24 protein-coding genes are annotated in these 24,653 nt (G+C 65.7%); 14 read left to right on the top strand and 10 right to left on the bottom strand.

Annotation, left to right across the window (positions count from 1 at the left end):
* Positions 1 to 44: 44 nt before the first annotated feature.
* The 6 genes from ACSQ3O_RS07010 to ACSQ3O_RS07035 are packed head-to-tail and all read right to left on the bottom strand — an operon-like array spanning position 45 to position 5,755.
* On the bottom strand, positions 45 to 1,220 hold the full coding sequence (locus ACSQ3O_RS07010; RefSeq protein WP_436138330.1) for an NAD(P)/FAD-dependent oxidoreductase: 1,176 nt from the start codon (positions 1,218 to 1,220) through the stop codon (positions 45 to 47).
* On the bottom strand, positions 1,217 to 2,632 hold the full coding sequence (locus ACSQ3O_RS07015) for an FAD-dependent oxidoreductase (protein ID WP_436138331.1): 1,416 nt from the start codon (positions 2,630 to 2,632) through the stop codon (positions 1,217 to 1,219). Before ACSQ3O_RS07015 ends, ACSQ3O_RS07010 begins: the two co-directional genes overlap by 4 nt.
* A complete protein-coding gene (locus ACSQ3O_RS07020) occupies positions 2,629 to 2,955 on the bottom strand; it encodes a (2Fe-2S)-binding protein (RefSeq protein WP_298448914.1) in 327 nt (108 codons plus the stop codon). The genes ACSQ3O_RS07015 and ACSQ3O_RS07020 overlap by 4 nt, the downstream gene beginning before the upstream one ends.
* Positions 2,956 to 2,970: 15 nt before the next feature.
* Entirely contained in the window at positions 2,971 to 3,765 is a 795-nt protein-coding gene (locus ACSQ3O_RS07025; protein WP_137746144.1) for an ABC transporter permease, read from the bottom strand.
* Positions 3,766 to 3,770: 5 nt separating this feature from the next.
* Positions 3,771 to 4,670 carry an ABC transporter permease gene (locus tag ACSQ3O_RS07030; protein ID WP_436138332.1) on the bottom strand — a complete coding sequence of 300 codons (900 nt, stop codon included), beginning with the start codon at positions 4,668 to 4,670 and terminating at the stop codon, positions 3,771 to 3,773.
* Positions 4,667 to 5,755, bottom strand: coding sequence for an ABC transporter ATP-binding protein (locus ACSQ3O_RS07035; RefSeq protein WP_436138333.1), 1,089 nt, complete (start codon positions 5,753 to 5,755; stop codon positions 4,667 to 4,669). Before ACSQ3O_RS07035 ends, ACSQ3O_RS07030 begins: the two co-directional genes overlap by 4 nt.
* A 307-nt stretch (positions 5,756 to 6,062) precedes the next feature.
* Between ACSQ3O_RS07035 and ACSQ3O_RS07040 the strand changes: the two genes are divergently transcribed.
* The 4 genes from ACSQ3O_RS07040 (at position 6,063) to ACSQ3O_RS07055 (ending at position 9,199) form a co-directional block, all read left to right on the top strand.
* Entirely contained in the window at positions 6,063 to 6,923 is an 861-nt protein-coding gene (locus ACSQ3O_RS07040) for an IclR family transcriptional regulator (RefSeq protein ID WP_436138334.1), read from the top strand.
* A gap of 259 nt (positions 6,924 to 7,182) precedes the next feature.
* Positions 7,183 to 7,569, top strand: coding sequence for a TipAS antibiotic-recognition domain-containing protein (locus tag ACSQ3O_RS07045; protein ID WP_137746148.1), 387 nt, complete (start codon positions 7,183 to 7,185; stop codon positions 7,567 to 7,569).
* Positions 7,570 to 7,730: 161 nt separating this feature from the next.
* Positions 7,731 to 8,498 carry a CPBP family intramembrane glutamic endopeptidase gene (locus tag ACSQ3O_RS07050; RefSeq protein WP_137746149.1) on the top strand — a complete coding sequence of 256 codons (768 nt, stop codon included), beginning with the start codon at positions 7,731 to 7,733 and terminating at the stop codon, positions 8,496 to 8,498.
* Between the two features lie 32 nt (positions 8,499 to 8,530).
* On the top strand, positions 8,531 to 9,199 hold the full coding sequence (locus tag ACSQ3O_RS07055; protein ID WP_436138335.1) for a hypothetical protein: 669 nt from the start codon (positions 8,531 to 8,533) through the stop codon (positions 9,197 to 9,199).
* Between the two features lie 131 nt (positions 9,200 to 9,330).
* Here ACSQ3O_RS07055 and ACSQ3O_RS07060 read toward each other — a convergent pair whose 3' ends face one another.
* Positions 9,331 to 10,017, bottom strand: coding sequence for a DUF4336 domain-containing protein (locus ACSQ3O_RS07060; RefSeq protein ID WP_436138336.1), 687 nt, complete (start codon positions 10,015 to 10,017; stop codon positions 9,331 to 9,333).
* A gap of 102 nt (positions 10,018 to 10,119) precedes the next feature.
* Positions 10,120 to 11,055 carry a LysR family transcriptional regulator gene (locus ACSQ3O_RS07065; RefSeq protein ID WP_171012146.1) on the bottom strand — a complete coding sequence of 312 codons (936 nt, stop codon included), beginning with the start codon at positions 11,053 to 11,055 and terminating at the stop codon, positions 10,120 to 10,122.
* Positions 11,056 to 11,156: 101 nt separating this feature from the next.
* On the opposite strand from ACSQ3O_RS07065, the gene ACSQ3O_RS07070 reads away from it, so the two are divergent.
* Both ACSQ3O_RS07070 and ACSQ3O_RS07075 read left to right on the top strand, forming a co-directional pair.
* Positions 11,157 to 11,672, top strand: a complete 516-nt coding sequence (locus tag ACSQ3O_RS07070) for a GNAT family N-acetyltransferase (protein ID WP_137746350.1) — start codon at positions 11,157 to 11,159, stop codon at positions 11,670 to 11,672.
* An 84-nt stretch (positions 11,673 to 11,756) separates the two neighbouring features.
* The gene (locus ACSQ3O_RS07075; protein ID WP_137746153.1) at positions 11,757 to 12,203 is read left to right on the top strand and encodes a GNAT family N-acetyltransferase; all 447 of its coding nucleotides are present in this window, start codon (positions 11,757 to 11,759) and stop codon (positions 12,201 to 12,203) included.
* 83 nt (positions 12,204 to 12,286) lie between these two features.
* Here ACSQ3O_RS07075 and ACSQ3O_RS07080 read toward each other — a convergent pair whose 3' ends face one another.
* Positions 12,287 to 13,195, bottom strand: a complete 909-nt coding sequence (locus ACSQ3O_RS07080) for a LysR family transcriptional regulator (RefSeq protein ID WP_436138337.1) — start codon at positions 13,193 to 13,195, stop codon at positions 12,287 to 12,289.
* A 244-nt stretch (positions 13,196 to 13,439) separates the two neighbouring features.
* Here ACSQ3O_RS07080 and amaB point away from each other — a divergent pair, with 244 nt between their 5' ends.
* From amaB to ACSQ3O_RS07120, 8 genes are all read left to right on the top strand, one after another.
* On the top strand, positions 13,440 to 14,975 hold the full coding sequence (gene amaB / locus ACSQ3O_RS07085) for an L-piperidine-6-carboxylate dehydrogenase (protein WP_436138338.1): 1,536 nt from the start codon (positions 13,440 to 13,442) through the stop codon (positions 14,973 to 14,975).
* 23 nt (positions 14,976 to 14,998) lie between these two features.
* Positions 14,999 to 16,195, top strand: a complete 1,197-nt coding sequence (locus ACSQ3O_RS07090) for an NAD(P)/FAD-dependent oxidoreductase (protein WP_436138339.1) — start codon at positions 14,999 to 15,001, stop codon at positions 16,193 to 16,195.
* 76 nt (positions 16,196 to 16,271) lie between these two features.
* Positions 16,272 to 17,189, top strand: a complete 918-nt coding sequence (locus ACSQ3O_RS07095; RefSeq protein ID WP_436138340.1) for an amino acid ABC transporter substrate-binding protein — start codon at positions 16,272 to 16,274, stop codon at positions 17,187 to 17,189.
* The gene (locus ACSQ3O_RS07100) at positions 17,186 to 18,412 is read left to right on the top strand and encodes a pyridoxal phosphate-dependent aminotransferase (protein WP_436138341.1); all 1,227 of its coding nucleotides are present in this window, start codon (positions 17,186 to 17,188) and stop codon (positions 18,410 to 18,412) included. Before ACSQ3O_RS07095 ends, ACSQ3O_RS07100 begins: the two co-directional genes overlap by 4 nt.
* A gap of 23 nt (positions 18,413 to 18,435) precedes the next feature.
* Positions 18,436 to 20,121: a thiamine pyrophosphate-binding protein gene (locus ACSQ3O_RS07105; RefSeq protein WP_436138342.1), complete on the top strand. Its 1,686-nt coding sequence runs from the start codon at positions 18,436 to 18,438 to the stop codon at positions 20,119 to 20,121.
* Between the two features lie 174 nt (positions 20,122 to 20,295).
* The gene (locus tag ACSQ3O_RS07110) at positions 20,296 to 21,498 is read left to right on the top strand and encodes a Y-family DNA polymerase (protein ID WP_436141086.1); all 1,203 of its coding nucleotides are present in this window, start codon (positions 20,296 to 20,298) and stop codon (positions 21,496 to 21,498) included.
* A 180-nt stretch (positions 21,499 to 21,678) separates the two neighbouring features.
* Entirely contained in the window at positions 21,679 to 23,238 is a 1,560-nt protein-coding gene (locus ACSQ3O_RS07115; RefSeq protein ID WP_436138343.1) for a methyl-accepting chemotaxis protein, read from the top strand.
* A 93-nt stretch (positions 23,239 to 23,331) separates the two neighbouring features.
* Positions 23,332 to 23,604 carry a hypothetical protein gene (locus ACSQ3O_RS07120; protein ID WP_436138344.1) on the top strand — a complete coding sequence of 91 codons (273 nt, stop codon included), beginning with the start codon at positions 23,332 to 23,334 and terminating at the stop codon, positions 23,602 to 23,604.
* 140 nt (positions 23,605 to 23,744) lie between these two features.
* On the opposite strand, the gene queF is transcribed toward ACSQ3O_RS07120, so the two are convergent.
* Positions 23,745 to 24,590: an NADPH-dependent 7-cyano-7-deazaguanine reductase QueF gene (gene queF / locus ACSQ3O_RS07125; protein WP_436138345.1), complete on the bottom strand. Its 846-nt coding sequence runs from the start codon at positions 24,588 to 24,590 to the stop codon at positions 23,745 to 23,747.
* Positions 24,591 to 24,653 lie beyond the last annotated feature (63 nt).

The following is a 24,653-nucleotide window of genomic DNA, read 5'->3' on the forward strand; positions in this document are numbered from 1 at the left end:
ATTGCCTTTCGGGTGGGGAGGGGGGTGATGAAAGATCGGCGGGCTCAGTGGGCCTGCACTGTGGTTGTGGGGATGGCGCCAGCGGCGGGCGCGGGCGGTTCGTCAAAGCGAGCGAGAGAAAACGCGTCGATGGGTGTGCTGGTCTGCCCGTCGCGCGCCAGTTCGGCCAGCACCTCGCCCACGGCGGGGCCGATCTGGAAACCCGCGCCCGCAAAGCCGAAGCCGTGGACCAGGCCCGGCGTGGTGCGGCTTTTGCACAGCACGGGCTGGCGGTCGGGCAGGTAGCCTTCGGTGCCGCTCCAGGTGCGGATGAAATGCGCGTGTTTGAGCGCAGGCAGCAGCTCGATGGCCTGCTCTGTGAGCGATGCGATGGCGCCGCGCTCCGAGCGCGCGCGGTCGGCATCGAGCCAGAAGCCCGAGCCGCCGCCCAGCACCAGGTTGCCGCGTTCTACCTGGCGGCAGTAGATGCCACCACCTTCCACGCCCAGGCTCCAGCGCATGAAGTAGGGCAGGGGCTCGGTGACCATCATGGCCGGGTGGCCGGAGCGCAGCGGCACGGCCTCTCCAAACTGCGCGGCCAGGGCACCCGCCCAGGCACCCGCGCAGTTGAGCACCACAGGCGCCTGCACCTGCAGTGTGTTGCCCGACTGCAGCGTGAATTGCCCGCCACTGTGCTCGATGTGCGTGAGCGGCGAGCGCTCGAAGATCTGTGCCCCGGCACGTTGGGCTGCCAGTGCGAACGCGGGCGACACCAGGCGTGGGTTGGCCTGCCCATCGTCCACACACAGCGAGCCGCCCACGGCCTTGCCACCCAGCCACGGGCATTCGGCGCGCAGGCGCTCGCCACTGATCAGCTGGATGCCCAGTTCGAAGTCGCGGCTGATGTCTGCGTAGTGCTCCAGCGAGGCCATGTCCGCCTCGCTGCGTGCGATCTTGAAATGCCCGGTGCGCGCGTATTCGCCATCGGTGCCGATCAGCTCGGGCAGGCGCGCCCAGATCTGGTGGGCGCGCTGCGCCAGGGGCAACTGGCTCAGCGGGCGGCCTTGGCGGCGCACGCCGCCGTAGTTCACGCCGCTGGAGCGCGAGCCACACAGGTCGCGTTCGAGCAGCACCACATCCACGCCCTTGCGGCGCAGCGCCAGCGCGGCCGATGCGCCCACGATGCCGCCGCCCACGATGGCGACGTCGGTTTGGATGGTGCGGGGGGGGCTGGTGCTCATGCGCTGGCTCCCGCATCGGCGCTCTGCCGCACTTGCCGTGCCTGCAGGTGGATCGGTATCGGCTTGATGGGGGCCTGCCCGCGCAGGCGGCCCACCAGCTCCACGGGCTTGCCAGTGGCCTGGGCCAGGATTTCGGCGGCTGCCACACCGCAGCTGCGGCCCTGGCAGCGGCCCATGCCCACGCGGGTGAGGGCTTTGAGCCGGTTCATCTCGTCGGCGCCGGTGTCGCGCACGCAGGCACGCAGCGCACCGGCCGTGATGTTCTCGCAGCGGCACACCACCAGCGCATCGGGTGCATGTGTGGCCCAGTCGGTGGGGAAGGGGAAGGCGCGCTCCAGCCCCTGGCGAAAGCGCATCAGGTGGCCTAGCTGGCCGCGCAGCGTTTGCATGCGGGCAGCATCGACAGCCACACCGTGGTCCTGCAGCAACGCCAGTGCCGCCAGCTCGCCGGCCCACTCGGCCGCGTCGGCGCCCATGATGCCCGCGCCATCACCCGCCAGGTACACGCCCTGCACGCTGCTGCGGCCGTCGGCATCCCGCTCGGGCAAGTGGGCGCGGTGCAGGGGGGCCCAGGCAAATCGGCAGCCCAGCAGGTCGGCCAGCTGGGTTTCGGAGCGCAGTGCGTAGCCAAAGCCCACGGCGTCGCACGGGAGCGTGTGTTCGCGCCCAGCACCATCGGCCCACACCACACCCGCCACGCGGGCGTCGCCCTGCACCCGCACGGGGCGCACTCCGCTGTGGATGGACACGCCGTGCGTGCGCAGCCAGGCCACGTAGTACACGCCTTTGGCAAACACCGCAGGCTGGGTGAGCATGGCGGGCACGGCGGCCATCTGGTCGGTGAGCTTTGCGGTATCCAGCACGGCGGCCACGCTGGCCCCGGCCTTCACATACTGGTAGGCCACCAGGTAGAGCAGCGGGCCCGTGCCCATCAGCACCACGCGGCTACCAATCGCACAACCCTGGAACTTGAGCGCCACCTGCGCGCCGCCCAGCGTGTACACGCCCGGCAGCGTCCAGCCCGGGATGGGCAGCACGCGGTCTGTGGCGCCGCTGGCTACGATGAGCTGGCTGTAGGGCACCGTGCGCGTGGTCTGTGTGGGGCCATGCAGCACGTCCAGCTGGCCGCCCTGGGCGTTCCACACCAGGCTGTCGGGCTGGTAGTCGATATGGTTCTGCAGGCCATCGAGCGCGCTGTGCACGGCAGTGGCGCGCGGCGCCTCGGTGCCATACAGCGTGGCCGGGGGGCGTTCAAAGTGCGCGGGCGGGCGGCGGTAGATCTGCCCACCGCCGCGCGCGGCCTCGTCGATCAGCACAGGTCGCACGCCATGGGCCGCCAGTGTCTGCGCGGCGCGGATACCCGCCGGGCCTGCGCCCACGATCACGGGTTGCAAAGAGGGCGCGGTTGTCATGCCTGGCCTCCGCTGGCCAAGGCCATCGTGTCCACGGGCTCGGTGTGCAGTGCCAGACCCGGTGCAATGAATGTGCTGCAGGCGCGCAGGCGTTCGCCGCTGTCGGTCTGCACCCAGCAGTCCTGGCAGGCGCCCATCAAACAAAAACCTGCGCGGGGCTCGTGGCTGAACTCGTTGCGGCGCAGTTGCGCATGCTGGGTGAGGATGGCGGTCAGCACCGTGTCGCCTTGCAGGGCGGTGGCGGGTTGGCCGTTGAGGGTGAAGTGCACAGGCGCACGGCTCTTTTCGGCCACGCGGTGCAGCAAGGCTGGGCTGGAACTCATGGTGTGGGTGCTCATCTACTTCCGGCCCACGAGGACGCGGTCCAGTCCATACACACGGTCCAGCAGCACCATGGCGCAGGCCGTGACCGCCACCATCAGCGCCGACACGGCGGCCATCAGCGGGTCGATGGATTCGGTGGCGTACATGTACATGCGCACTGGCAGCGTCACCGTGCTGGGCGAGGTGACGAAGATCGACATGGTCACTTCGTCAAAGCTGTTGATGAAAGCCAGCATCCAGCCACCCGTCACGCCCGGCAGGATCATCGGCAGCGTGATGCGCGTGAACACCGTGGCCTGGCTCGCGCCCAGCGACAGGGCTGCATGCTCGGCACTGCGGTCAAACCCCACCAGCGCCGCCACCACCAGCCGCAGCGTGTAGGGCGTGACGATGAGCGCATGCGCCACCACCAGCCAGCCAAAGCTGCCCGTGCCGCCGATCAGTGCAAACAGGCGCAGCAGGGCCACGCCCAACACCAGGTGCGGAATGATCAGCGGTGACAGGAACAAACCATTGAGAAAGCCGCGCCCGGGAAAGTCGTAGCGCGTGATCGCAATGCCCGCAGGAACGGCCAGCACCGTGGCCAGCGTGGCCGATGCCAGGGCCAGCCACAGGCTGTTCCAGAACGACTGCACAAAGTCGGAGTGCTCGAACACCGCCTTGAACCAGCGCAGCGAGAACTCGGTGGTGGGCAGCGTCAGCGTGTTGTGCGGCGTGAAGGCGACGATGCACACCACCAGCAACGGGGCAAGCATGAAGGTGATGACCAGCGCGTTGAACGCGAGGGCGAGGGGGCCGTTCTTTTGCATCTTGGTTATCCCAAAGACTTTTTGTAGCGGCCTTCAACCAGCCGGTTGTAGCTCAGCATGACCACCAGGTTGGCCACCAGCAGGGTCAGCGCAATCGCAGCGCCCAGCGGCCAGTTCAGCTCGTGCAGGTACTCGTCGTACACCACCGTGGCCACCATCTTCAGCCGCCGCCCGCCCAGCAGGCCGGGGATGGCGAACGAGCTGGCCGCCAGGCCAAACACGATCAGGCTGCCCGACAGAATGCCGGGCAGCACCTGCGGCAACACAATGCGCCGCAGCGTGGTGAAGGGCGAGGCCTGCAGCGACAGGGCCGCGTTCTCCACACCCGGGTCGAGCTTCTGCAGTGATGTCCACACAGGGATCACCATGAACGGCAGCATCACGTGCACCAGCGCAATCACCACCGCAATCTCGGTGTAGAGCATCTTCACTGGGCCGATGCCCACCAGGCCGAAGGCGGCATTCACCAGCCCCTCGGGGCCCAGCAGCATGCTCCAGCCAAAGGCGCGCACCACCACCGACACCAAGAGCGGCGCCAGCACCACCAGCAGCAAGATGGAGCGCCACGGGTTGCGCATGCGGCTGAGCACATAGGCCTCGGGTGCGCCAATCAGCACGCAGATCAGCGTGACCAGACCGGCGATCCAGAACGTGCGCCAGAAGATCGCGTGGTAGTACGAATCGGCAAACACATGGCCGTAGTGCTCCAGCGTGAACTCGCCCGCTTTCACCCCCGTGGCCGGGTCGAAGGCGTTGAACGAGAGCACGGCTGTGAGTGCCAGCGGCACCAGCAGCAGCACGGTGAATAGCAGCAGCGCCGGGCCGGACAGCCACCAGGGCAGTGCCTTTTTGCCCAGCAACGGATGGGGCGTTGCTGCCGTCGTCGTTGTCGTAGCGCTTGTCATGGCGTGGCCTCGGCTTCGGCCATGGCCGCTTCATCGGCAGGCAGCAGGCGCATGCAGTGGTCGGGCCAGTCCAGGCCCGTGCGCTCGCCTTCGTCGAGTGCGCTGCGGCCATCGTTGGGGGCCAGCACCATCAGGTCGCCCATGGCTGTGCCCACGCGGTACAGCCACTGGCTGCCCAGGAAGAAGCGCTCGCACACCTCGCCGTCGATGCGGCCCTGCACCGTTGGCACCAGTTGCAGCTTTTCGGGCCGTACGCTCAGCAGCACGGCCGCACCGGGGCGAAACGGTGCGCCTTCCACGCGCACCTCGATGGGGCCTGTGCCCACATGGGTGTGTGTGGCGCTGGCCGTGGTCACCTTGCCGGGCACCAGGTTGGCCTTGCCCACAAAGGTGGAGATGAAGCGCGTGCGCGGGTGTTCATACACGCGGTGCGGGTGGTCGATCTGCGTGGCGCGGCCCGCCTCCATCACCACCACGCGGTCGCTGATGGACATGGCCTCGCTCTGGTCGTGGGTGACCATCACCGTGGTGGTGCCCACCTTGCGCTGGATCTGGCGCAGCTCGAACTGCATCTCTTCGCGCAGCTTGGCGTCGAGGTTGGACAGGGGCTCGTCCAGCAGCAGCACGGGCGGCTCGATCACCAGCGCGCGGGCCAGCGCCACGCGCTGGCGCTGCCCGCCCGACAGCTCGCGCGGGTAGCGGCCTGCATGTTTTTCCAGGTGCACCAGGCCCAGCGCCTGGGCGACGCGCTCCTTGCGCTCGGCCTTGGGCACCTTGCGCATCTCCAGGCCAAAGCTCACGTTGTCGGCCACCGTCATGTGCGGGAAAAGGGCGTAGCTCTGGAACACGATGCCCAGCCCGCGCGTGTTGGCCTTGGCATGCGTGATGTCGCGCCCAGCCAGTGCTATGCGGCCACTGCTCACCGCCTCGAAGCCCGCCACCATCTGCAAGGTGGTGGTCTTGCCGCAGCCCGAGGGGCCCAGCAGCGATACGAATTCGCCTTTTTCCACCGAAAGATTCATGGACTGCACCGCGCAGGTGCTGCCATAGAACTTGGTCACATCCGTGAGTTGAAGGAAGGACATGCGTGGGCCTTTCTGCTGTCTGTCTTTTCTGGATGCCGTCGCCCGGTTTCCTTGAGGGGATACGGGGCAACAGACGGTGTCTTGGAACGCCGGGTTGCCTGTGTTCCAGTTTGTGGAGCGGTGTGCACCGCTGTGGTGCACCTTGTTCCCTGAAATTGGACTTGCCCGGTGATGTTGATTCACTCTATTGCAATATGCGAACCAGCCTGACTCGGGTATTCCATTAAACAGAATTTTTATTCAATTTATTCCGTTTGATGAAATATGAAGATTAGAATGCAACCCATCTATTCCGCAGGAGTGACGCATGGAAGCAGCATCCGCAGGCACGGGCGGCGTACCCCGGGTCTTTGCCCTCATCCGCGCCCTGGTGGCCGTTCAGGCCGAAGGTGGCCGAGTCACCCAATTGGCGCGTGCCATTGGCCTGACGCAGGGCACCACGCACCGTTTGCTGCAATCGCTGGTCGCCGAGGGCATGGTCGAGCAGGACGAGCGCAGCAAGCTCTATCGCCTTTCCACCGAGTTTTTTGCGCTTGCGGCCAAGGCGGGCAACCCTGGCGACCTGCGCAGCATCTGCCGCCCTGCGCTGCTGCGCCTGAGCGCCAGCCTGGGTGACAGCATCTTCTTGTTGGTGCGCAGCGGGTTCGACGCGATCTGCCTGGACCGCAGCGAAGGGCCGTTCCCCATCCGCTCGTTCACCGGCGACATTGGCGGCCGCGTGGCGCTGGGGGTGGGGCAGGGGGCCTTGTCCATCCTCGCCTTCCTGCCCGAGGCCGAGCGCGAAGAAGTGATCCGTTTCAACCTCTCGCGCGTGCGCGAGTACGGCGTGTACGACGAGGTCTATCTGCGCACCGAGATCGAGCGTGTGCGCCAGACTGGCTATGCCGCGCGCAACACCGGCCTGCTCGAAGGCATGGCCGGCGTGGGCGTGCCCGTGCTCGACCGCGAAGGCCGCGCCGTGGCCGCGCTGAGCGTGGGCACCATCTCTGCCCGCCTCAACGAAGACCGACTGCCCACAGTGGTGGAACTGCTCAAGCGCGAGGCCGCCGCCATCGGCCCGCGCATCCACCCCTTCGACGCCACGCTGCGCCGCCCCGCACAAAGCCTGGCGGGGCAGCCGTCTGAGCAACTGCTGGCGCCGCCCGGCGCCGCCAACTCTTCGGTGTGATGGCACGCGCGTGCTGCACCCGACGTGCGGTTCGCTGTGATGACGGATTGGATGTGGCCTGTTGTTCCAGTGCGCAGACCGCCCGCCCAGCCGCTGCAAAAAAGCGCCAAATCCCAGAGGTGTGGTGCCGATAGAACGCAGCACTACCAAGGTGGCTTTGCGTCGCTATAGTCCGCGCTTTCCTGTGCGCAGGCAGCTCCACCGGCAGGTGGATGCAGATTGCGGCACTGCCACCCATTCACCGAGCCAACGCGACCCCATGAGCCTGCAACAAACCACCCCCGGGTACCTCGACCAATGCCGCGCCGCACAGCGTGCCGAACAAGAACAATCCCTGGCCATCACCGACAACTGGGCGCATGTGGACAAAACTAAGGTGCATGCCGACTTCGACGCCTTCTACAAAGAGCTGGCGCCGCTGATCGACGCCAATGCCCCCGAGTCCGAGGCGATTCAGGCACTGATGGAAAGACACTTTGCCATCGTTGCGCGGTTCTACGTGCCATCGCGCGATGCTTACGTGGGCACCGCGCTGTTCTACGCCGACAACGCCGATATGAAGACCTTTCACAACACCTACCACCCGCGCATGGTGGAGTTTCTGGGCGACGCCGCATATTGCTACGCGCTGCAGAACCTGCAGTAATACCTGCAGAGAGCCTCGGCGCAGGCCATTGTGCAGAGATGGGGCATCGCCCCGCAAGGCCTGCAGGTCGCCAACGGGTGGCATACAGCAGCAGGTAAGCCCGGGTAATCTCGCGGCTCCTGCTTGTCGTTTTTTGGGGTCGCACACCCCTGGAGGCTGCTTTGACTCTCAAACCTATTGCACTCTCTGCGACCTTGCAGCCGCCACTGGCTTCCAGCCTGCCGTACAGCTTTGGTAGCCCTGTGCCACTGCACAACGGCGCCTGCCTGCTGCTATGGGTTGCAAGTGCCCTGGCGTTCGCCCTGTTGTTGCTGGTTCCGCGTTGGTGGCAGGGTGCGTGGGTCGGCGTTTTGGCCGCGCTGCTGTTTGTGGGCGTGCAGTGGGCGGGGTTGCGCGTCGCCGTGGGCCAGGACTGGGTGGCCCTGTTCAGACGCCCCCGTTGGCGCGATGTGGCGTTGGCATTGGCCGCCGTGCCGCTGGTGTTGGGCTTGCCTGCCCTGGTGGCGGTGTACGGGCTCGGCATGTCACACCTCAGTGCCAACGCCAGTTTGGATGTTGCGGCGGGCCTGACTTCGGCACAGCTGGTGGTGCGGTTTGCGTTGACGGCCGTGCAATTGCTGGGTGAGGAACTGGTCACCATCCTGCCCCTGCTGGCCACCGTGGCTTTGCTGCACCGCGCTGGCATGCCTGCCCGCTGGGCTGTTGCCTTTGCGTGGGTGGCCACGGCGCTGCTGTTTGGTGCGCTGCACCTGCCCACCTACCAATGGCATGTCGGCCAGGCCCTGCTGGTCATCGGCACCGCGCGTCTGGTGCTCACGGCCGTCTTCATCTACACCCGCAACCTGTGGGCCAGCACCATCGCCCACATTGCCAACGACTGGGCGATCATGGCCTTTGCGCTGGCCTTTTCAAGCAGCGTGGGCACCTGACTGAACGGGCCCTTGGCCTCAAGGAGTTGCTGGTGGACTTTCTCAAGATCCTCAAGTCGTTTGAAGACTTTGTGTACGAAGCCCTGATCTGGCTGGTGTTGTTGCCCAAAACGTTGTGGCGCATCGTGCTGCATCCCCGCCAGATGGTGGCTTACGTGCAGACGGAGCAAACCCGCGAGGGCGACGACCGCTACGGCGACGCCATCAGCCCGCCGCTGCTGCTCATCCTGTGCGTGCTGGTGGCCCATGTGCTGGATCTGGCGCTGCGCAAGCAGGCCGACCAAGAGATGGGCTCGCTGGCCGCCGCACTGCTCAAGTCCGAGCAAAACCTGCTGCTGTACCGCACCATGGCCTTCGGCATCTGGTCGCTGGCAGGCGCTGTCTGGTACATGCGCCACAGCCGGCAGCCCATCCACCGCGTGAATTTGCGCAACCCGTTTTACGAGCCGTGCTACCTGGTGGCGCCATTCGCGCTGGCCATGTCCATCAGTACCTCGTTCGCTCTGTCTGGCGGGGTTCTGCCGGCAGTGGGCGTGGGGCTGGCGGGGCTGGCGCTACTGTGGTTTTGTGTCGCTGAGTGGCAATGGGTGCGCGAACGTGCGGGGCTGGGTGCCGGGCATGCCGCGCTGGTGGCAGGGGCACTGGTGGTGCTGGGGCTGGTGGCGAATACCGGGCTGGGGTACTTGTTGCGGCATTTGTGAGCACGCCAATGGGCGATGTACACCGTTGTGATGGACGGGCCAGCGCAAAAAATCATCGGCAGGGCTGGATGTCAGGCTGTTGTGCTCCTCCGCCGCCCTCCAATCCCTGCCGACCTGGGTGCGCTTCGGAGTCAGAACACCGCCAGTGCCCGGGCCACTTGCGCGTGCGCATCGGTGTCAATGACGCAGTTGTGGGCCACCACCACCCGTGTGAAGGGCCAGCGCAACAAACGCTCCGCACTGCGGGCCGCTGCAGCCCGGTCGCGCACCAGCGCACGCACCGTGAGCGGCACGGCCAGCTTGCCCCGCACCCCCGTCAGCGTGGCATAGGCCCGCGTGGGCCAGGGCAGATCACCCGCCATCCACTGCAGCAGGTCCGTCACGATCAGCGTGGCCGATGGCCGGTGAAACCACACCGATTCATTGCCCGCTGGAATGCCCTCGAATGCAAAGTGCTCCAGCTCCGGCAGCCACTCGGGCAGGTCGCCCGCAGGCAGCGCACGCAAGGTTGCGGCCAGGTCCCGCCGCTTCTGCGCAAGCCCTTGCGGGCCGTAGACCACCGCGCCCGGAAAGGCCTGTGCACAGGGCGCCAGAAACAGGTGGTGCATCTTGTTCGGCGCCACGATAAAGGCCACGCTGCCGAGGTCTTGCACCTGGCGCAACAACGCGCTGCCGGGCGGCATCGGAATGGGCGAGTGGATCAAAAGCTTGCGCCCTGGCAGGCGCACCACCGTCATGCGCGTGGTGATGGGAAGGCCGTTGGCCTTGAAGGCGTGGGTGGCGTGCCAGAGGTGGGTGTCGAGGGGTTCAAGTTGCATGGCGCGGGATGGTGCCTTTGCGAGGGGGGTGGGGTCTTGAACGAAGGCGACACTGGGCTCTGGGTGCTGATGTGTCTTGCTCTGTGGGTATGTGGGCAAATGTCAGCGCTGTGTTTGGGCCGCAGAGCCCAGCACCTGGGACATTTGCGTCAGCATCCACCGATGGCCCGGGGTGCTTGCATGCCGGGGATGGAAGAACGCCTTGAGCGTGTACGGCGGCGTGCGCAAGGGCGCTGGGTGGATGGCGAGCGGCAGGCTCGCCGCAGCATGAACCGCCGCACTGTGCGGAAGTGTCAGAAGGAGATCGGTGGCTGCAATGATGCTGGTCGCAGCCAGCATGCTCGGAAGCTCCAGCGCTACATCGCGCGCTTGCTTCATCTGAAGCAGCGCTCCGTCAATCACACTCGTTTCATGCTCCCAGGGAAGAACGGCGACATGCCGTTCCTTCAGGTATTGGGCTAGCGTAAGCTTGCCTTGGATGCGTGGATGGTCGGCCCGCGCGAGCACCACGTAGTCGCCTTCCATGAAGGTGACGGAATCTAGGCCCTTATGGATGGTGGCGCTTTCGTCTGCGAACCCCAGGGCGAAATGCGCGCGGCCACATGCCAGTGCTTCCACGGAATCACGGCGTCGCGAATGCTCCACCTTGATGCGTATCCGGGGCGCCACGGCCGCCACGGCAGCAACCAATGGAGGCAGGAGTGCGAATGTGGTGAAGTCCGTGGCCGTGAAAACGAAGGTTTGCCGACTGCTTGCCGGGTTGAACGAGCGGCCTTCGCCCAGGCTCGTCGAGAGCAGGCGCAATCCATCCTGCACGCCGTCCGCCAGCCTCCTGGCCTTTGCCGTGGGCTCCATGACCGTCCCCTCGCGAACGAACAACTCGTCCAGCAAGGCGGAGCGAAGACGCGCCAGCGCATGGCTGCACGCCGAAGGGCTGATCGCCAGCTCGTCAGCAGCCACCGCCACGCTGCGGTGCCGCAGCAGGGCGTCGAATACCAACAGCAGGTTCAGGTCCAATTGGCGAAGAGCATCGTGCATGCTGTTCACTATAGCCTGAAGAAAATGCAGTACATGCATTGAGGGGCATGCGTACCATTGGCCTGTTCTCACAGTTCTTTTTTTCGCCCCTTTCCTCCACCATGTCTGTTGCCTCCTCTGCTTGCTCCCCTTTTCGCAACGCCATCGCCTGCGATGCGCAGCGCTGCTTTCAGATCGAATCGGCTGCGTACGGCGGTGACGAGGCGGCGACGCTGGAGAAGATAACGAAGCGCATCGCCGACTATCCCGAAGGTTTCCTGGTGATGGAGCTGGAGGGGCAGGTGGTGGGTTTCATCAACAGCGGCTGCGCACACGAGGTTGCTATGGCGGATGATGCATTCAAGCAGTTGGTGGGTCATGACCCTGCTGCGTCGCACGTGGTCATCATGTCTGTTGCGGTGGATCCCGTGCACCAGGGTAAGGGCTACTCCCGTCGCATGATGGAGCGGTTTGTCCGCGGGATGGTAGAGCGGGGCAAGACCAGTATCCATCTGATGTGCAGGGAGCGCCATGTTGGTCTGTATGAACGCATGGGCTACCGGTATGTCAGGCCGTCGGCCTCTGGCCATGCGGGACTTGCTTGGCACGAGATGGTGATGGAGCCGCTGCCGATGTGAGAGCAAGTGCAAGACGCCGACGATTGCCGCTGTGCAGACCTGCAGCTACCTGATATTCCTGAGACTTGAAACCAGCCTTTTCCCATGTACCCAGTTTTTCGCCCCTGTTCCCCTGGGGATGCAGCGGGCTGTCTTGAAATCTTTGACAGCAACACCCCGCCGTTTTTTGATCCATCCGAACGTGCCTATTTCGTGAAGTTCTTGGAGGAGAACAGTTGCCACTACTTTGTTCTGGAGCAGGCGCAGGCCGTGGTGGCTTGCGGCGGATACTGCGAGGATGCGCAAGGTGGCATGGTGCTGGTTTGGGGCATGGTCCGCCGTGACCTGCACCGACGAGGCCTGGGAAAGGTACTGGTCCACCAGCGTGTCCAAAGGATCCTGCAGGCCCATCCCGGCGCCCCCATTCGTCTGGAGACCAGCCAGCACACCCAAGACTTCTATAGCCACCAGGGGTTCAGGGCAATGGACTGTACCCTGGACTTTTACGGCCCTGGGTTGCACCGCGTGGAAATGGTACTCACACCAGCCTGAACCTGCCGCGCATCCTCGCGCAGGGTGGCCCCCCCTATGTTCGCACGTGAGGGTGTGAAGGGCTCTGGCCGTACCCACCTCAGTTACTGTCCGTGCCCCGCACACTCCCCCACCACCCAATCCCTGAACGCCTTCACCAGAGGCGTCTGCGCCCGCGTCTCTGGGTACACGAGGTAGTACGCATCGGTGCTCGTCAGCACCTGGTCTGACAGCTCCACCAGGCTGCCTGCTGCCAGCTCCTGCTCAATCAAAAAGCGCGGCAGCAGCGCCGCGCCCAGGTGCGAAACCGCAGCCTGGGCAATCATGGCGAAGTGTTCAGACTGAGGGCCGCGCAGGGCCAGGGCGGTGGGGGCGCCCACCAGCTCAAACCACTCGGCCCACTGCGTGGGGCGGGTGCTTTGCTGCAGCAGCACCACACGCGTCAGGTCCTGCGGGGTGCGGATGTGGTGGCGGTCGCGGTAGGTGGGGCTGCACACGGGCACGGTCTCTTCGTGCATCAGGTATTCGCACACGGCGCCCGCCCAGTGTGGGGTGCCGAAGTGGATGGCGGCGTCGAACGGTGTGCCCGCAAAGTCAAACGGCTCGGTGCGGGCCGAGAAGTTGACCATGGCCTCGGGGTGCAGCGCCATGAAGCCGCCCAGGCGCGGGATGAGCCAGCGGGTGCCCAGCGTGGGCAGCACGGCCAGGTTGAGCAGGCCATCGGTGCTGGAAAACGCCATGGCTTTCTGCGTGCTGGCCGACAGCTGCTGCAGCACGTTTTGCACATCGGCCGCGTAGACGCGCCCTGCGTCGGTCAGCACCACACGCTGGCGCACGCGGTGGAAGAGGGCGGTGCCAATCTGTTCTTCCAGCTGGCGGATCTGGCGCGACACCGCGCTTTGGGTGAGGTGCAGCTCCTCGGCCGCTCGCGACACGCTCTGGTGGCGGGCGGCGGCCTCAAAGGCCAGCAGGTCGGCGGTGGAGGGGAGAAAGGCGCGGCGCAGCAAGGTCATACCGGGTTATGCACTGGGGGAATGATGGTGTATGCCAAAAATTGAGCCTTTTGAGTCCCTGCCGCGCATTGGGTATAGGACAGCGGTCCTGATATTTTCAGGTACTTCATTCTGATGTGTGATCAAGTAGTTCCATTTTTTTGCTATCCAGCTCGGCGCGATTGGCGGATATTGGCGCATTCATTGCGTGTGTTCTCCCACGCTGTTGCCATCTCTCTGCCTCTATTCACCTTTGCGAGCCGCCATGTCTGCCACCCCTGTCGCCACCCCCCTTGTGTCCGAAGTCGATCAACTGCTGCAACGTCTGGGCGTGCCCCGCGCCGCCTACACCGGCGGCACGCTGGCGGCGCGTTCGCCCATCTCGGGCGAGGTGCTGGCCCAGGTGCCGCAGCAAAGCGCGGCCGACGCCACGGCCGCCATCGGCCGCGCGCATGCGGCCTTTTTGGCATGGCGCAATGTGCCCGCACCACGCCGGGGCGAGCTGGTGCGCCTGCTGGGCGAAGAGCTGCGCGCCGCCAAGGCCGACCTGGGCCTGCTGGTGACCATCGAGGCGGGCAAGATCCCGTCCGAAGGCTTGGGCGAGGTGCAAGAGATGATCGACATCTGCGACTTTGCCGTGGGCCTGTCGCGCCAGCTGTACGGCCTGACGATTGCCACCGAGCGCCCCGGCCACCGCATGATGGAAACCTGGCACCCGCTGGGCGTGTGCGGCGTGATCTCGGCCTTCAACTTCCCCGTGGCTGTGTGGTCGTGGAACGCCGCGCTGGCGCTGGTGTGCGGTGATTCGGTGGTGTGGAAACCGTCGGAAAAGACCCCGCTCACCGCCCTGGCCACGCACGCGATTGCGCAGCGTGCCATCGCCCGCTTTGGAAGCGATGCACCCGAAGGCCTGCTGGAGCTGATCGTGGGCCAGCGCGACATTGGTGAGGTGCTGGTGGATGACGCCCGCGTGCCCGTGCTGTCCGCCACAGGCTCCACCGCCATGGGCCGCGCCGTGGGCCCGCGCCTGGCAGCGCGGTTTGCGCGCGGCATCCTGGAGCTGGGCGGCAACAACGCGGCCATCGTTGCGCCCACGGCCGACCTGAACCTGGCATTGCGCGGCATCGCGTTTGCCGCTATGGGCACGGCAGGCCAGCGCTGCACCACGCTGCGCCGCCTGTTTGTGCACGAAAGCATTTACGACCAGCTGGTGCCCCAGCTGGCCAAGGTGTACGCCAACGTGCAGGTGGGCGACCCGCGCACCGCTGGCACGCTGGTAGGCCCGCTGATTGACCGCCCCGCGTTTGACGGCATGCAAAAGGCGCTGGAGCAAAGCCGTGCGCTGGGTGCCACGGTGCACGGCGGAGGTCGCGTGGAAGGCATCGGTGGTGGCGAAGCGTATTACGTGCGCCCCGCACTGGTGGAGCTGCAAAAACACGAAGGCCCCGCGCTGCACGAAACCTTTGCGCCCATCCTTTACGTGGTGCGCTACGGCACCATTGACGAAGCCATTGCCATGAACAACGCCGTGGGAGCAGGCCTGTCGTCGTCCATCTTCACGCTCAATGTGCGCGAGGCCGAACAGTTCATGTCTGCAGCAGGCTCGGACTGCGGCATTGCCAACGTGAACATTGGCCCCAGCGGCGCCGAAATTGGCGGCGCGTTTGGTGGTGAGAAGGAAACCGGCGGTGGCCGCGAAGCGGGCTCGGACAGCTGGAAGGCCTACATGCGCCGCGCCACCAACACCATCAACTACTCCACCGCTTTGCCGCTGGCGCAGGGCGTGACGTTTGACGTGTAAGCCACGCGCTGCTGGCACCGTTCATGTTGACCGCTACAGCCCCACACCCCATCGTCATCATTGGCGGTGGCGTCATCGGCAGCGCGATTGCGTACTTCCTCACGCTGCAGCAACCGGGCTGCGAGGTGGTGGTGGTCGAGCGCGACCCGACCTACGCGCGGGCGTCGTCAGCGCTGTCGGCCAGCTCGATCCGCCAGCAGTTTTCTACCGACATCAACATCCAGATCTCAGCGTTTGGCATCGGCTTTTTGCGCAACGTGGGCCAACTGTTGGCGTGCCATGGCGATGTGCCCGACATTGGTCTGCACGAAGGCGGCTACCTGTACCTGGCCACCCAGGCGGGCGAGGCCACGCTGCGCGAGAACCACGCTCTGCAAACGCAGCATGGCGCCGATGTGGCGCTGCTGATCCCGCAGCAACTGGCCGAGCGCTTTCCGTGGCTGGCGTTGCAGGATGTGGTGCTGGGCTCACTGGGTCTATCGGGCGAGGGCTGGTTTGATGGCTACCTGCTGCTGACGGCCTTGCGCAAAAAGGCGCAGAGCCAGGGCGTGCGCTACGTGGCCGATGAGGCCGTGGGGCTGGATACGGCGGCCAGCGATGGCGTGCTGCATGTGAACGCGGTGCGCCTGCAAAGCGGTGCTGTGCTGCCATGCCGCTATGCCGTGAATGCCGGTGGCCCCTGGGCTGCGGCGATTGCGGGCTGGGCGGGCATTGACCTGCCCGTGGTGGGCAAGCGCCGCACGGTGTTCAACCTTGCCAGCCCTGCCGCGCTGCCGGGTTGCCCGCTGCTCATCGACACCAGCGGCATCTGGCTGCGGCCCGAGGGCCAAGGCTTTATTTGCGGCTTTGCGCCTGACGCGGACAACGACGCCGACTTTGCCCCGCTGGAGCCCGAGTACGACGCGTTTGACCACCACATCTGGCCCACCCTGGCCGAGCGTATCCCGGGCTTTGAGGCACTGCGCATGCAGGGCGCCTGGGCGGGCTACTACGAGATGAACACCTTCGACCACAACGCCATCGTGGGCCTGCATCCGGCGTGCGACAACCTGGTGTTTGCCAACGGCTTTTCGGGCCACGGCCTGCAGCAGTGCCCTGCCGTGGGCCGGGGCGTGGCCGAGTTGTTGCTCACGGGCAGCTACCAAAGCCTGGACCTGTCGCCGCTGTCCATCGAACGCATTGCGCGCAACGCGCCGCTGCTCGAAAAAAACGTGATTTGAGCGTCACCAAAGCCGCCCGATTTCTCTCTCACCGATTCATCCAACTGCCAACCACAACACACAAGGAGACAACGACATGGCAATTTCCCGCAAGACCTTCACTGCGCTCGCCGCAGGCCTGGCCCTGGCCTGCATGGCCACAGCCCCCGCGCAGGCGCAGACGGTCACCCAGCCCACGCTGGAAAAGATCAAGGCCAGCGGCAAGGCCGTACTCGGCGTGCGCGAGACTTCGCCGCCCATGGCCTACGCGTTGGGCGCGAATGAAAAATATGTGGGCTACCACGTGGAGCTGTGCGAGCGCGTGCTGAAAGAAATCGCGCCCGACGCCAAGCTCGAGTACATGGCCGTGACCGCGCAGAACACGCTGCCCCTGGTGCAGAACGGCACGTTGGATATCGGCTGCGGCCCCACCACCAACAACACCGCACGCCAGCAACAGGTGGCCTTTGCCGTGACCACCTACGTGAGCGAAGTGCGCATGGCGGTGCGCAAGGATTCGGACCTGAAGTCCATCAGCCAGCTCGCAGGCCGCACCATTGCGGCGTCCACCGGTACCACGGCCGTGCAACTGCTGCGCAAGCAAGAGCGCGCACTGGGTGGCGCCCCCATCAAGACCGTGCTGGGCAAGGACCACCACGAGAGCTTCTTGCTACTCGAATCGGGCCGCGCTGATGCGTTTGTGCTCGACGACAACCTGCTGGCCGGGATGATCGCCAACTCCAAGGACCCGTCGGCCTTCCGCATCGTGGGTGAGCCGCTGGGCGCTGAGCCGATTGCGCTGCTGTTCCGCAAGGACGACCCGACCTTCAAGGCCGCTGTGGACGGTGTGCTCACCAAGTTGATGCAGTCCGGTGAGATGGAAAAGATCTACACCAAGTGGTTTGTGAACCCCATCCCGCCCAAGAGCATGGGCCTGAACCTGCCGCTGGGCACCACACTGCGCCAGCTGTTTGCCACCCCTAACGACAAGCCCCTGGAGACCTACCAGCAATGAACGCCCCCATCCCCGCCACTGCCTTCCGCGCGGCCGACCGCCTGGGCGCCATTGGCGTCTCCGAAATCGTGCGCCTGACGCAAGAGGCCAACCAGCTCAAGCGCCAGGGCCAGCCCGTCATCGTTCTGGGCCTGGGCGAGCCCGATTTCGACACGCCAGCCCACATCCTGGAGGCCGCGCAAAAAGCCATGGTGCGGGGGGAGACGCACTACACGGTGCTGGATGGCACGGCCGAACTCAAGGCCGCCATCCAGCACAAGTTCAAGCACGACAACGGGCTGGACTTTGCGCTGAACGAAATCACTGCGGGTGCAGGTGCCAAACAGATCCTCTACAACGCGCTGATGGCGTCGGTGAACCCGGGTGACGAGGTGATCCTGCCCGCGCCGTACTGGACGTCGTACGCCGACATGGTGCTGATTGCGGGCGGCGTGCCCGTGGTCGTGCCCTGCAGCGAGGCCAACGGCTTTCGCATCACGCCCGAGCAGCTGGAGGCGGCCATCACGCCGCGCACGCGCTGGGTGTTCATCAATTCGCCCTCCAACCCCAGCGGCGCGGCCTACAGCGCCGAGCAACTGCGGCCGGTGCTGGAGGTTGTGGAGCGCCACCCGCAGGTGTGGCTGCTGGCGGACGATATCTACGAACACATCCTGTACGACGGCCGCGCGTTTGCCACGCCGGCTGCTGTGCTGCCCTCGCTGCGCGATCGAACGCTCACGGTGAACGGCGTCTCCAAGTCGTATGCCATGACCGGCTGGCGCCTGGGCTACGGCGCAGGGCCCAAGGCGCTGATTGCGGCGATGGCGGTGGTGCAGAGCCAGGCCACATCGTGCCCGTCGTCCATCAGCCAGGCGGCAGCTGTGGCGGCGCTGACGGGACCGCAAGACGTGGTGCGCGAGCGTTGCCAAGCATTCCAGGACCGGCGTGATCTGGTCGTGGCCGCGCTCAACGCATCGCCCGGCCTGCGCTGCCGTGTGCCCGAGGGCGCGTTCTACACCTTTGCCAGCTGCGAGGGCGTGCTGGGCCGCACCACGCCGGGAGGCATGCTGCTGCGCACCGATGCCGACTTCTGCGCCTACCTGCTACGCGAACACCATGTCGCCGTGGTGCCCGGCGGGGTGCTGGGGCTGGCGCCATACTTCCGCATCTCGTATGCCGCCTCTACTGCCGATCTGCAAGAGGCCTGCACACGCATCCAGCGCGCCTGCCAAGCCTTGTTCTGAATTTTTGATCCGATACCGTTGACATGAAAACGACCTCCCTCACCCCCCGCACTGGCGGCCAGATTCTGGTGCAGCAGCTCATCACCCATGGCGTGGAGCAGCTTTTTTGCGTGCCCGGCGAAAGCTACCTGGCCGTGCTGGATGCGCTGCACGATGCCAACATCGCCGTGACCGTGTGTCGCCAGGAAGGCGGTGCGGCCATGATGGCCGAGGCGCAAGGCAAGCTCACCGGTCAGCCCGGCATCTGCTTTGTGACGCGAGGGCCGGGTGCCACCAATGCGTCGGCCGGTGTGCATATTGCGCACCAGGACTCGACGCCCATGATTCTGTTTGTGGGCCAGGTGGCGCGCGGCGCCATGGGGCGTGAGGCGTTTCAGGAACTGGACTACAGCGCCGTCTTCGGCACCATGGCCAAGTGGGTGGTGGAGATTGACGACCCGGCGCGCGTGCCGGAGCTGATCTCGCGCGCATTCCATGTCGCCACCTCGGGCCGCCCTGGCCCCGTGGTGGTGGCGCTGCCCGAAGACATGCTGACCGAGGCCGCCACTGTGGCCGATGCCTTGCCCTATCAGGTGACGGAGACCCACCCCGGCACTGCGCAGATGGCCGAGCTGGCCCAGCGCCTGCAAGCCGCCAAAAATCCCGTGGCCATCCTGGGCGGCAGTCGCTGGTCTGAGCAAGCGGTGCGCGAGTTCACGGCGTTTGCCGAAGCGTGGTCCCTTCCCGTGTACTGCTCGTTCCGCCGCCAGATGCTGTTCCCGGCTACGCACGCCTGCTACGGCGGCGACCTGGGCCTGGGCGTCAACCCCAAGCTGCTGGCCCGCATCAAGGCGTCAGACCTGGTGCTGGTGGTGGGGGGGCGCCTGTCCGAAGTGCCGTCGCAGGGCTACGAGCTGTTCAACATTCCCACGCCCGCGCAACCCTTGGTGCATGTGCATGCCGACGCGGATGAACTGGGCAAGCTCTACCGCCCCACGCAGGCCATCCACGCCACGCCACAGGCGTTTGCTGCAGCGCTCAATACGGTGCGCCCTACGACCGCTGTACCCTGGAGGGCGCACGCCGAGGCCGCCCATGCCGAGTACCTGGCCTGGAGCGACACGGCGCCCATCCGCATCCCCGGCAACCTGCAAATGGGCCAGGTGATGCAGCACCTTAAGGAAGTGCTGCCCGCTGACACCATCTTCTGCAATGGCGCGGGCAACTTCGCCACCTGGGTTCACCGCTTCTGGCCCTTCACCACCTACGCGAGCCAGCTTGCGCCCACCAGCGGGTCGATGGGCTACGGCCTGCCCGCAGGCGTCGGTGGGAAGCGCCTGTGGCCCCAGCGTGAGGTAGTGGTCTTTGCGGGCGATGGCGACTTTCTGATGCACGGCCAGGAATTTGCGACCGCCGTGCAATACGGCTTGCCCATCATCGTGGTGCTGCTGGACAACGCCATGTACGGCACCATCCGCATGCACCAGGAGCGCGAGTACCCGGGCCGTATCAGCGCCACGCAGCTCAAGAACCCCGACTTCAAGGCCTACGCCCAAGCCTTTGGTGGCCACGGTGAACGCGTGACCACCACCGAGGAGTTCGGCCCGGCATTGGCCCGCGCCCGTGCCAGCGGCCTGCCCAGCGTGCTGCACTGCCTGATCGATCCGGAGGCGATCACGCCCACGGGCACGCTGCAGGGCATTCGCACAGCGGCGTTGGCAAAGCAGTGATGGCGATCCGGCGGTAGCGCCGGGGAGCGGTGTGTGGGCGCGGTGTGGCAGCAGGCTGTCGCACCGCCGCGCACAATAGCGGGCGTGACCGTTCCCGCATCTGAATTTGCTGAAAGCGACCCCGCAACCCCGGCCCAGACCGGGGGCAAGCTGCGCCGCATTGCCCACCTCGACATGGACGCCTTCTTCGCGTCCGTCGAGCTGCTGCGCTACCCGCAACTCAAGGGCCTGCCGGTGGTCATTGGCGGCGGGCGGCGCAAGGTGGACGAGTTGCTGCTGCGCGGCCCGGATGGCACCGAGGAGCGCGAGCGCCGTTTTATTCCTGTGGAAGATTTCCCTCTGCTCAAGGACTATGTGGGCCGGGGCGTGATCACCACCGCCACCTACGCCGCGCGGCAGTTCGGCGTGGGGTCGGCCATGGGCATGATGAAGGCGGCCAAGCTGTGCCCCCAGGCCATCGTGCTGCCGGTGGATTTTGACGAGGTGCGGCGCTTCTCGCGCACCTTCAAGGCCGCCATTACCGAGATCGCGCCCGTGATGCAGGACCGGGGTGTGGACGAGGTGTACATCGACTTCACCGACGTGCCCGGCGGGCAGCGTGAGGGTGGGCGCGTGTTGGCGCGGCTCATCCAGAAAAGCATCTTCGACAAGACCGGGTTGACCTGCTCTATTGGCGTGGCGCCTAACCGCCTGCTGGCCAAGATGGCGAGCGAGTTCAACAAACCCAACGGCATCTCCATCGTCTATGCAGAAGACCTGCAGGAAAAGATCTGGCCGTTGAATGTGCGCAAGGTCAACGGCATCGGCCCCAAGGCGGGCGAGAGGCTCGCGCGCCTGGGCATCGAGACCATCGGCCAGCTGGCGGCGCAAGACCCGCAGTGGCTCATCGGCCACTTTGGCAAGTCCACCGGCGCCTGGATGCACCGCGTGGCCTGGGGCCGTGACGACAGCCCCGTGGTGACCGAAAGCGAGCCCGTGAGCATGAGCCGCGAGACCACGTTCGACCGCGACCTGCACGCCGTGCGCGACAAGGCGGAACTGGGCGCGATCTTCACCGACCTGTGCCTGCGTCTGGCCGAGGACCTGCAGCGCAAGGGCTATGTGGCGCGCACCATTGGCATCAAGCTGCGCTACGACGACTTCAAGATCGCCACGCGCGACCACACGGCAGACATCTACACGGCCGATGGCGGCACCATCCGGCGTCTGGCGGGCCAGTGCCTCAAGCGCGTACCGCTGGACAAGCGCCTGCGGCTGCTGGGGGTGCGGGCCAGCACGCTGGCGCGCCTGGGCGAGGAGCCGGTGCTGGACACGCGGTCTGGGCGCCGCAATGTGGGCGCGGGTGATGGCGGAGCGGAGACCGGCCAGCTTTTCTGAGCCACGGAGCACCGTGCACTGGTGCCCCGTGCGCGCTGGTGCGAATGCGTTTTGGTGTTCCTTTTTTGTGGTGCGAGATGTGTTTCGCCCATTAGACTTGATCAGTATCAAGCGGTTACAACAACGGCAGCATCACGCCGCGCTCCTTGCCGTTTCGGCAGACCGTTCAGGAGGTCCCCCATGCGTATCAACATGCCTGTCACCCAGCAGAACTTCGACTTCCCAGGCGACGAGCTGCTGGTGTCCAGCACCAACACCAAGGGCGAGATCACCCACTGCAACCCTGCCTTTGTGCGCGTGAGCGGCTACAGCTATGAAGAGCTGATCGGCCAGCCGCACAACCTGATTCGCCACCCCGACATGCCGGCCGAGGCTTTCAAGGACATGTGGCGCACCATCGGCCGGGGCGAGCCGTGGACGGGATTGGTTAAGAACCGCCGCAAGAACGGCGACCACTATTGGGTGCGGGCCAACGTCACGCCCATCCTGGAAGGTGGCAAACCACGTGCCTACATGTCGGTGCGCACCAAGCCCGCTGCCGCCGAAGTGGTCGCTGCCGAGGCGCTGTATGCGCAAATGCGTGACGAAGCAGCGGCAGGCACCAGCAGCTTCAGCCTGCAGGCGGGCGTGGTGCGCCAGCACGGCCTGCGCGGTCAGTGGCAGCGGCTGAAGGACATGGCCTTGCTGCCGCGCATGGCATGGATGCTTTTCGTGCTGGTGCTGCTGGCCCTGGTGCCCGATGTGCTGGGCCTGCAGGGCACTGCGGCCTGGGTGGCCCGCGTGGTGTTGATGCTGCTGGGCGCGGGGTGGACGCTGTGGCGCTTTCAGGCCACCGTGCTGCAAGGGGTGCACGACGCCACCCGGTTTGCATCCGACATCTCGGCCTGCAATCTGGCCACATCGGTGGGCACCGACTACCCCCAACCCCTGGGCGCGCTGATGCAGCGCCTGCAGCAGACCCAGGTCAACCTGCGCGCCGTGGTGGGGGATGTACGCACCGAGGTGCGCAACTTCATCCAGTCGGCCGAAGAGATCTCGCGCGGAGGGCTCGACCTGTCGGCGCGCACCGAGTCGCAGGCCAGCAGCCTGGAGGAAACCGCCGCAGCCATGGAGCAACTGGCCAGCACGGTGCTGCAGACCTCCGAGACTGCGGCCAAGGTGTCGCACGAGAGTGCGCAAAGCAGCGACATCGCCACCCGGGGCGGCCAGGCCGTGCAGGAAGTGGGCGCTGCCATGCAGCAGATGAAGCAGTCGTCCGCCAAGATCAGCGAGATCGTCGGCGTGATCGAGGGCATTGCCTTCCAGACCAACCTGCTGGCCCTCAACGCCGCTGTGGAGGCGGCCCGTGCGGGGGAGCAGGGCCGGGGCTTTGCGGTGGTGGCGGGCGAGGTGCGGGCGCTGGCGCAGCGCAGTGCCAGTTCGGCCAAGGAGATCAGTGCCCTGATTGGCGTGACGGTGAACCAGATCGCCAGCGGAGCGCAGCAGATGGACCACGCGGGCTCCACCATCGAAGGCGTGGTGCATGCCGTGGAGCGCGTGAGCACGCTGGTACAGCAGATCAGCAGTGCCACCAAGGAACAGTCGCAGGGCATCGCCCAGGTCAACGAGGCGGTGACGCAGCTTGACACCGTGACGCAGCAGAACGCCGCGCTGGTGGAGGAGTCGGCCGCCGCCGCCCAGGGTCTCAAGGAGAGCGCGGTCTCGCTGGGTCGCTCGGTGGATGTGTTCCGGCTGGGGTGAGCGGCGCCGCAAGAAGCCGCCCGCAGCCATCCGGATCTTGACGAATTCTTACTCGTAACTTACAGTGATTTTCCCGTTTTCCGGGAGATCACCATGACCCTCAACGAGCTGCAACGCATCAAGCAATGGCATGTTGCGCACAAGGCAGACCACCCGCTGGAGTATCACCTGTGGGACCTGGTGCTGACGCTCTGGGTGCTGGGTTGGGTGGGCTGGTTTCCCATCTGCGCCTTTGGCGACGCCTGGACCGCCCCGGTGTGTGTGATCGGCATTTTTGTACCCAGCCTGTATGTGACGTGGCGCACGCGCGCACACCTGCGGCACACCTTGCGGTGTGACTGGATCGAGGTGGACGGGCGGGGATGACGGGCGGTTGCGGCGGCGTTGCATCCGATCCATCAAACCGTTCATGCTGAGTCTGTCGAAGCCTTGCGCGGCATTTCGACGGGCCCTGCGTCAAAGGTTGGGTGTTTTTTGAAGCCCTGTCGGGGGCAGGCCGCTGCGCCTTACTGCCGTGCCGTGCGCACGTTGCGCGGCAGGCCCTGCGGGTGGCTGGTGCGCAGGGGGTTGATGTCCAGCCCGCCCCGGCGCGTGTAGCGCGCATACACGGTGAGCTTGATGGGTTTGCAGCGCGCCCACAGATCCATGAAGATGCGCTCCACGCACTGCTCGTGAAATTCGTTGTGGTTGCGAAAGCTCACCAGGTACTGCAGCAGGCCTTCCTGGTTGATTTGCGGGCCGCTGTAGCTGATCTGCACGCTGCCCCAGTCGGGCTGGCCGGTGACGAGGCAGTTGCTTTTCAGCAGGTTGCTGGTCAGGGTTTCGGTCACCGGGCCCGCGTTGAATTCGGCCGTCAGCAGCTCGGGCGCGGGCTGGTACTGCGTGCATTCCACGTCCAGCCGGTCCAGGCTCAGGCCGTCCAGCTCGTGCACGGGCTCCTGGTCGAACAGCTCGGGGCTGATGAGCCGCACGCCCACGGTGGCGGGGTGCTCCGCGCCGCGCCACGCGGCCTCGCTGATGTCGGTGCGGATGCGCGCCTGTACCTCGGCCATGTCGGCAAAACGCGTGTTGTTGAAGCTGTTGAGGTAGAGCTTGAACGACTTGCTTTCGACGATGTTGGGCGTTTCGCAGGGCACGGTGATGTGCGCCAGCGCCACCTGCGGCTTGCCGCGCGCATTCAGCCACGACAGCTCGAACGCTGTCCACAGGTCGGCACCGAAGAAGGGCGCAGCGCCCGTGATGCCGATTTCGGCCCGCTTGCCCGCGCGCGGGATGGGGAACAGCAGCGAGGCGTCGTACTGGTCCACATAGGCCGATGTTTTGCCGAGCTGGGATTGTTCTGGCGTGTTCATGCTGGTGCGGTGATATGAATGTTTGCTATTATTTTAATAGCTATAAAGGTATGATGGACAGGC

The organism is Acidovorax sp. LjRoot74 (assembly GCF_964254355.1).
In the GTDB taxonomy this organism is placed as follows: domain Bacteria; phylum Pseudomonadota; class Gammaproteobacteria; order Burkholderiales; family Burkholderiaceae_C; genus Acidovorax.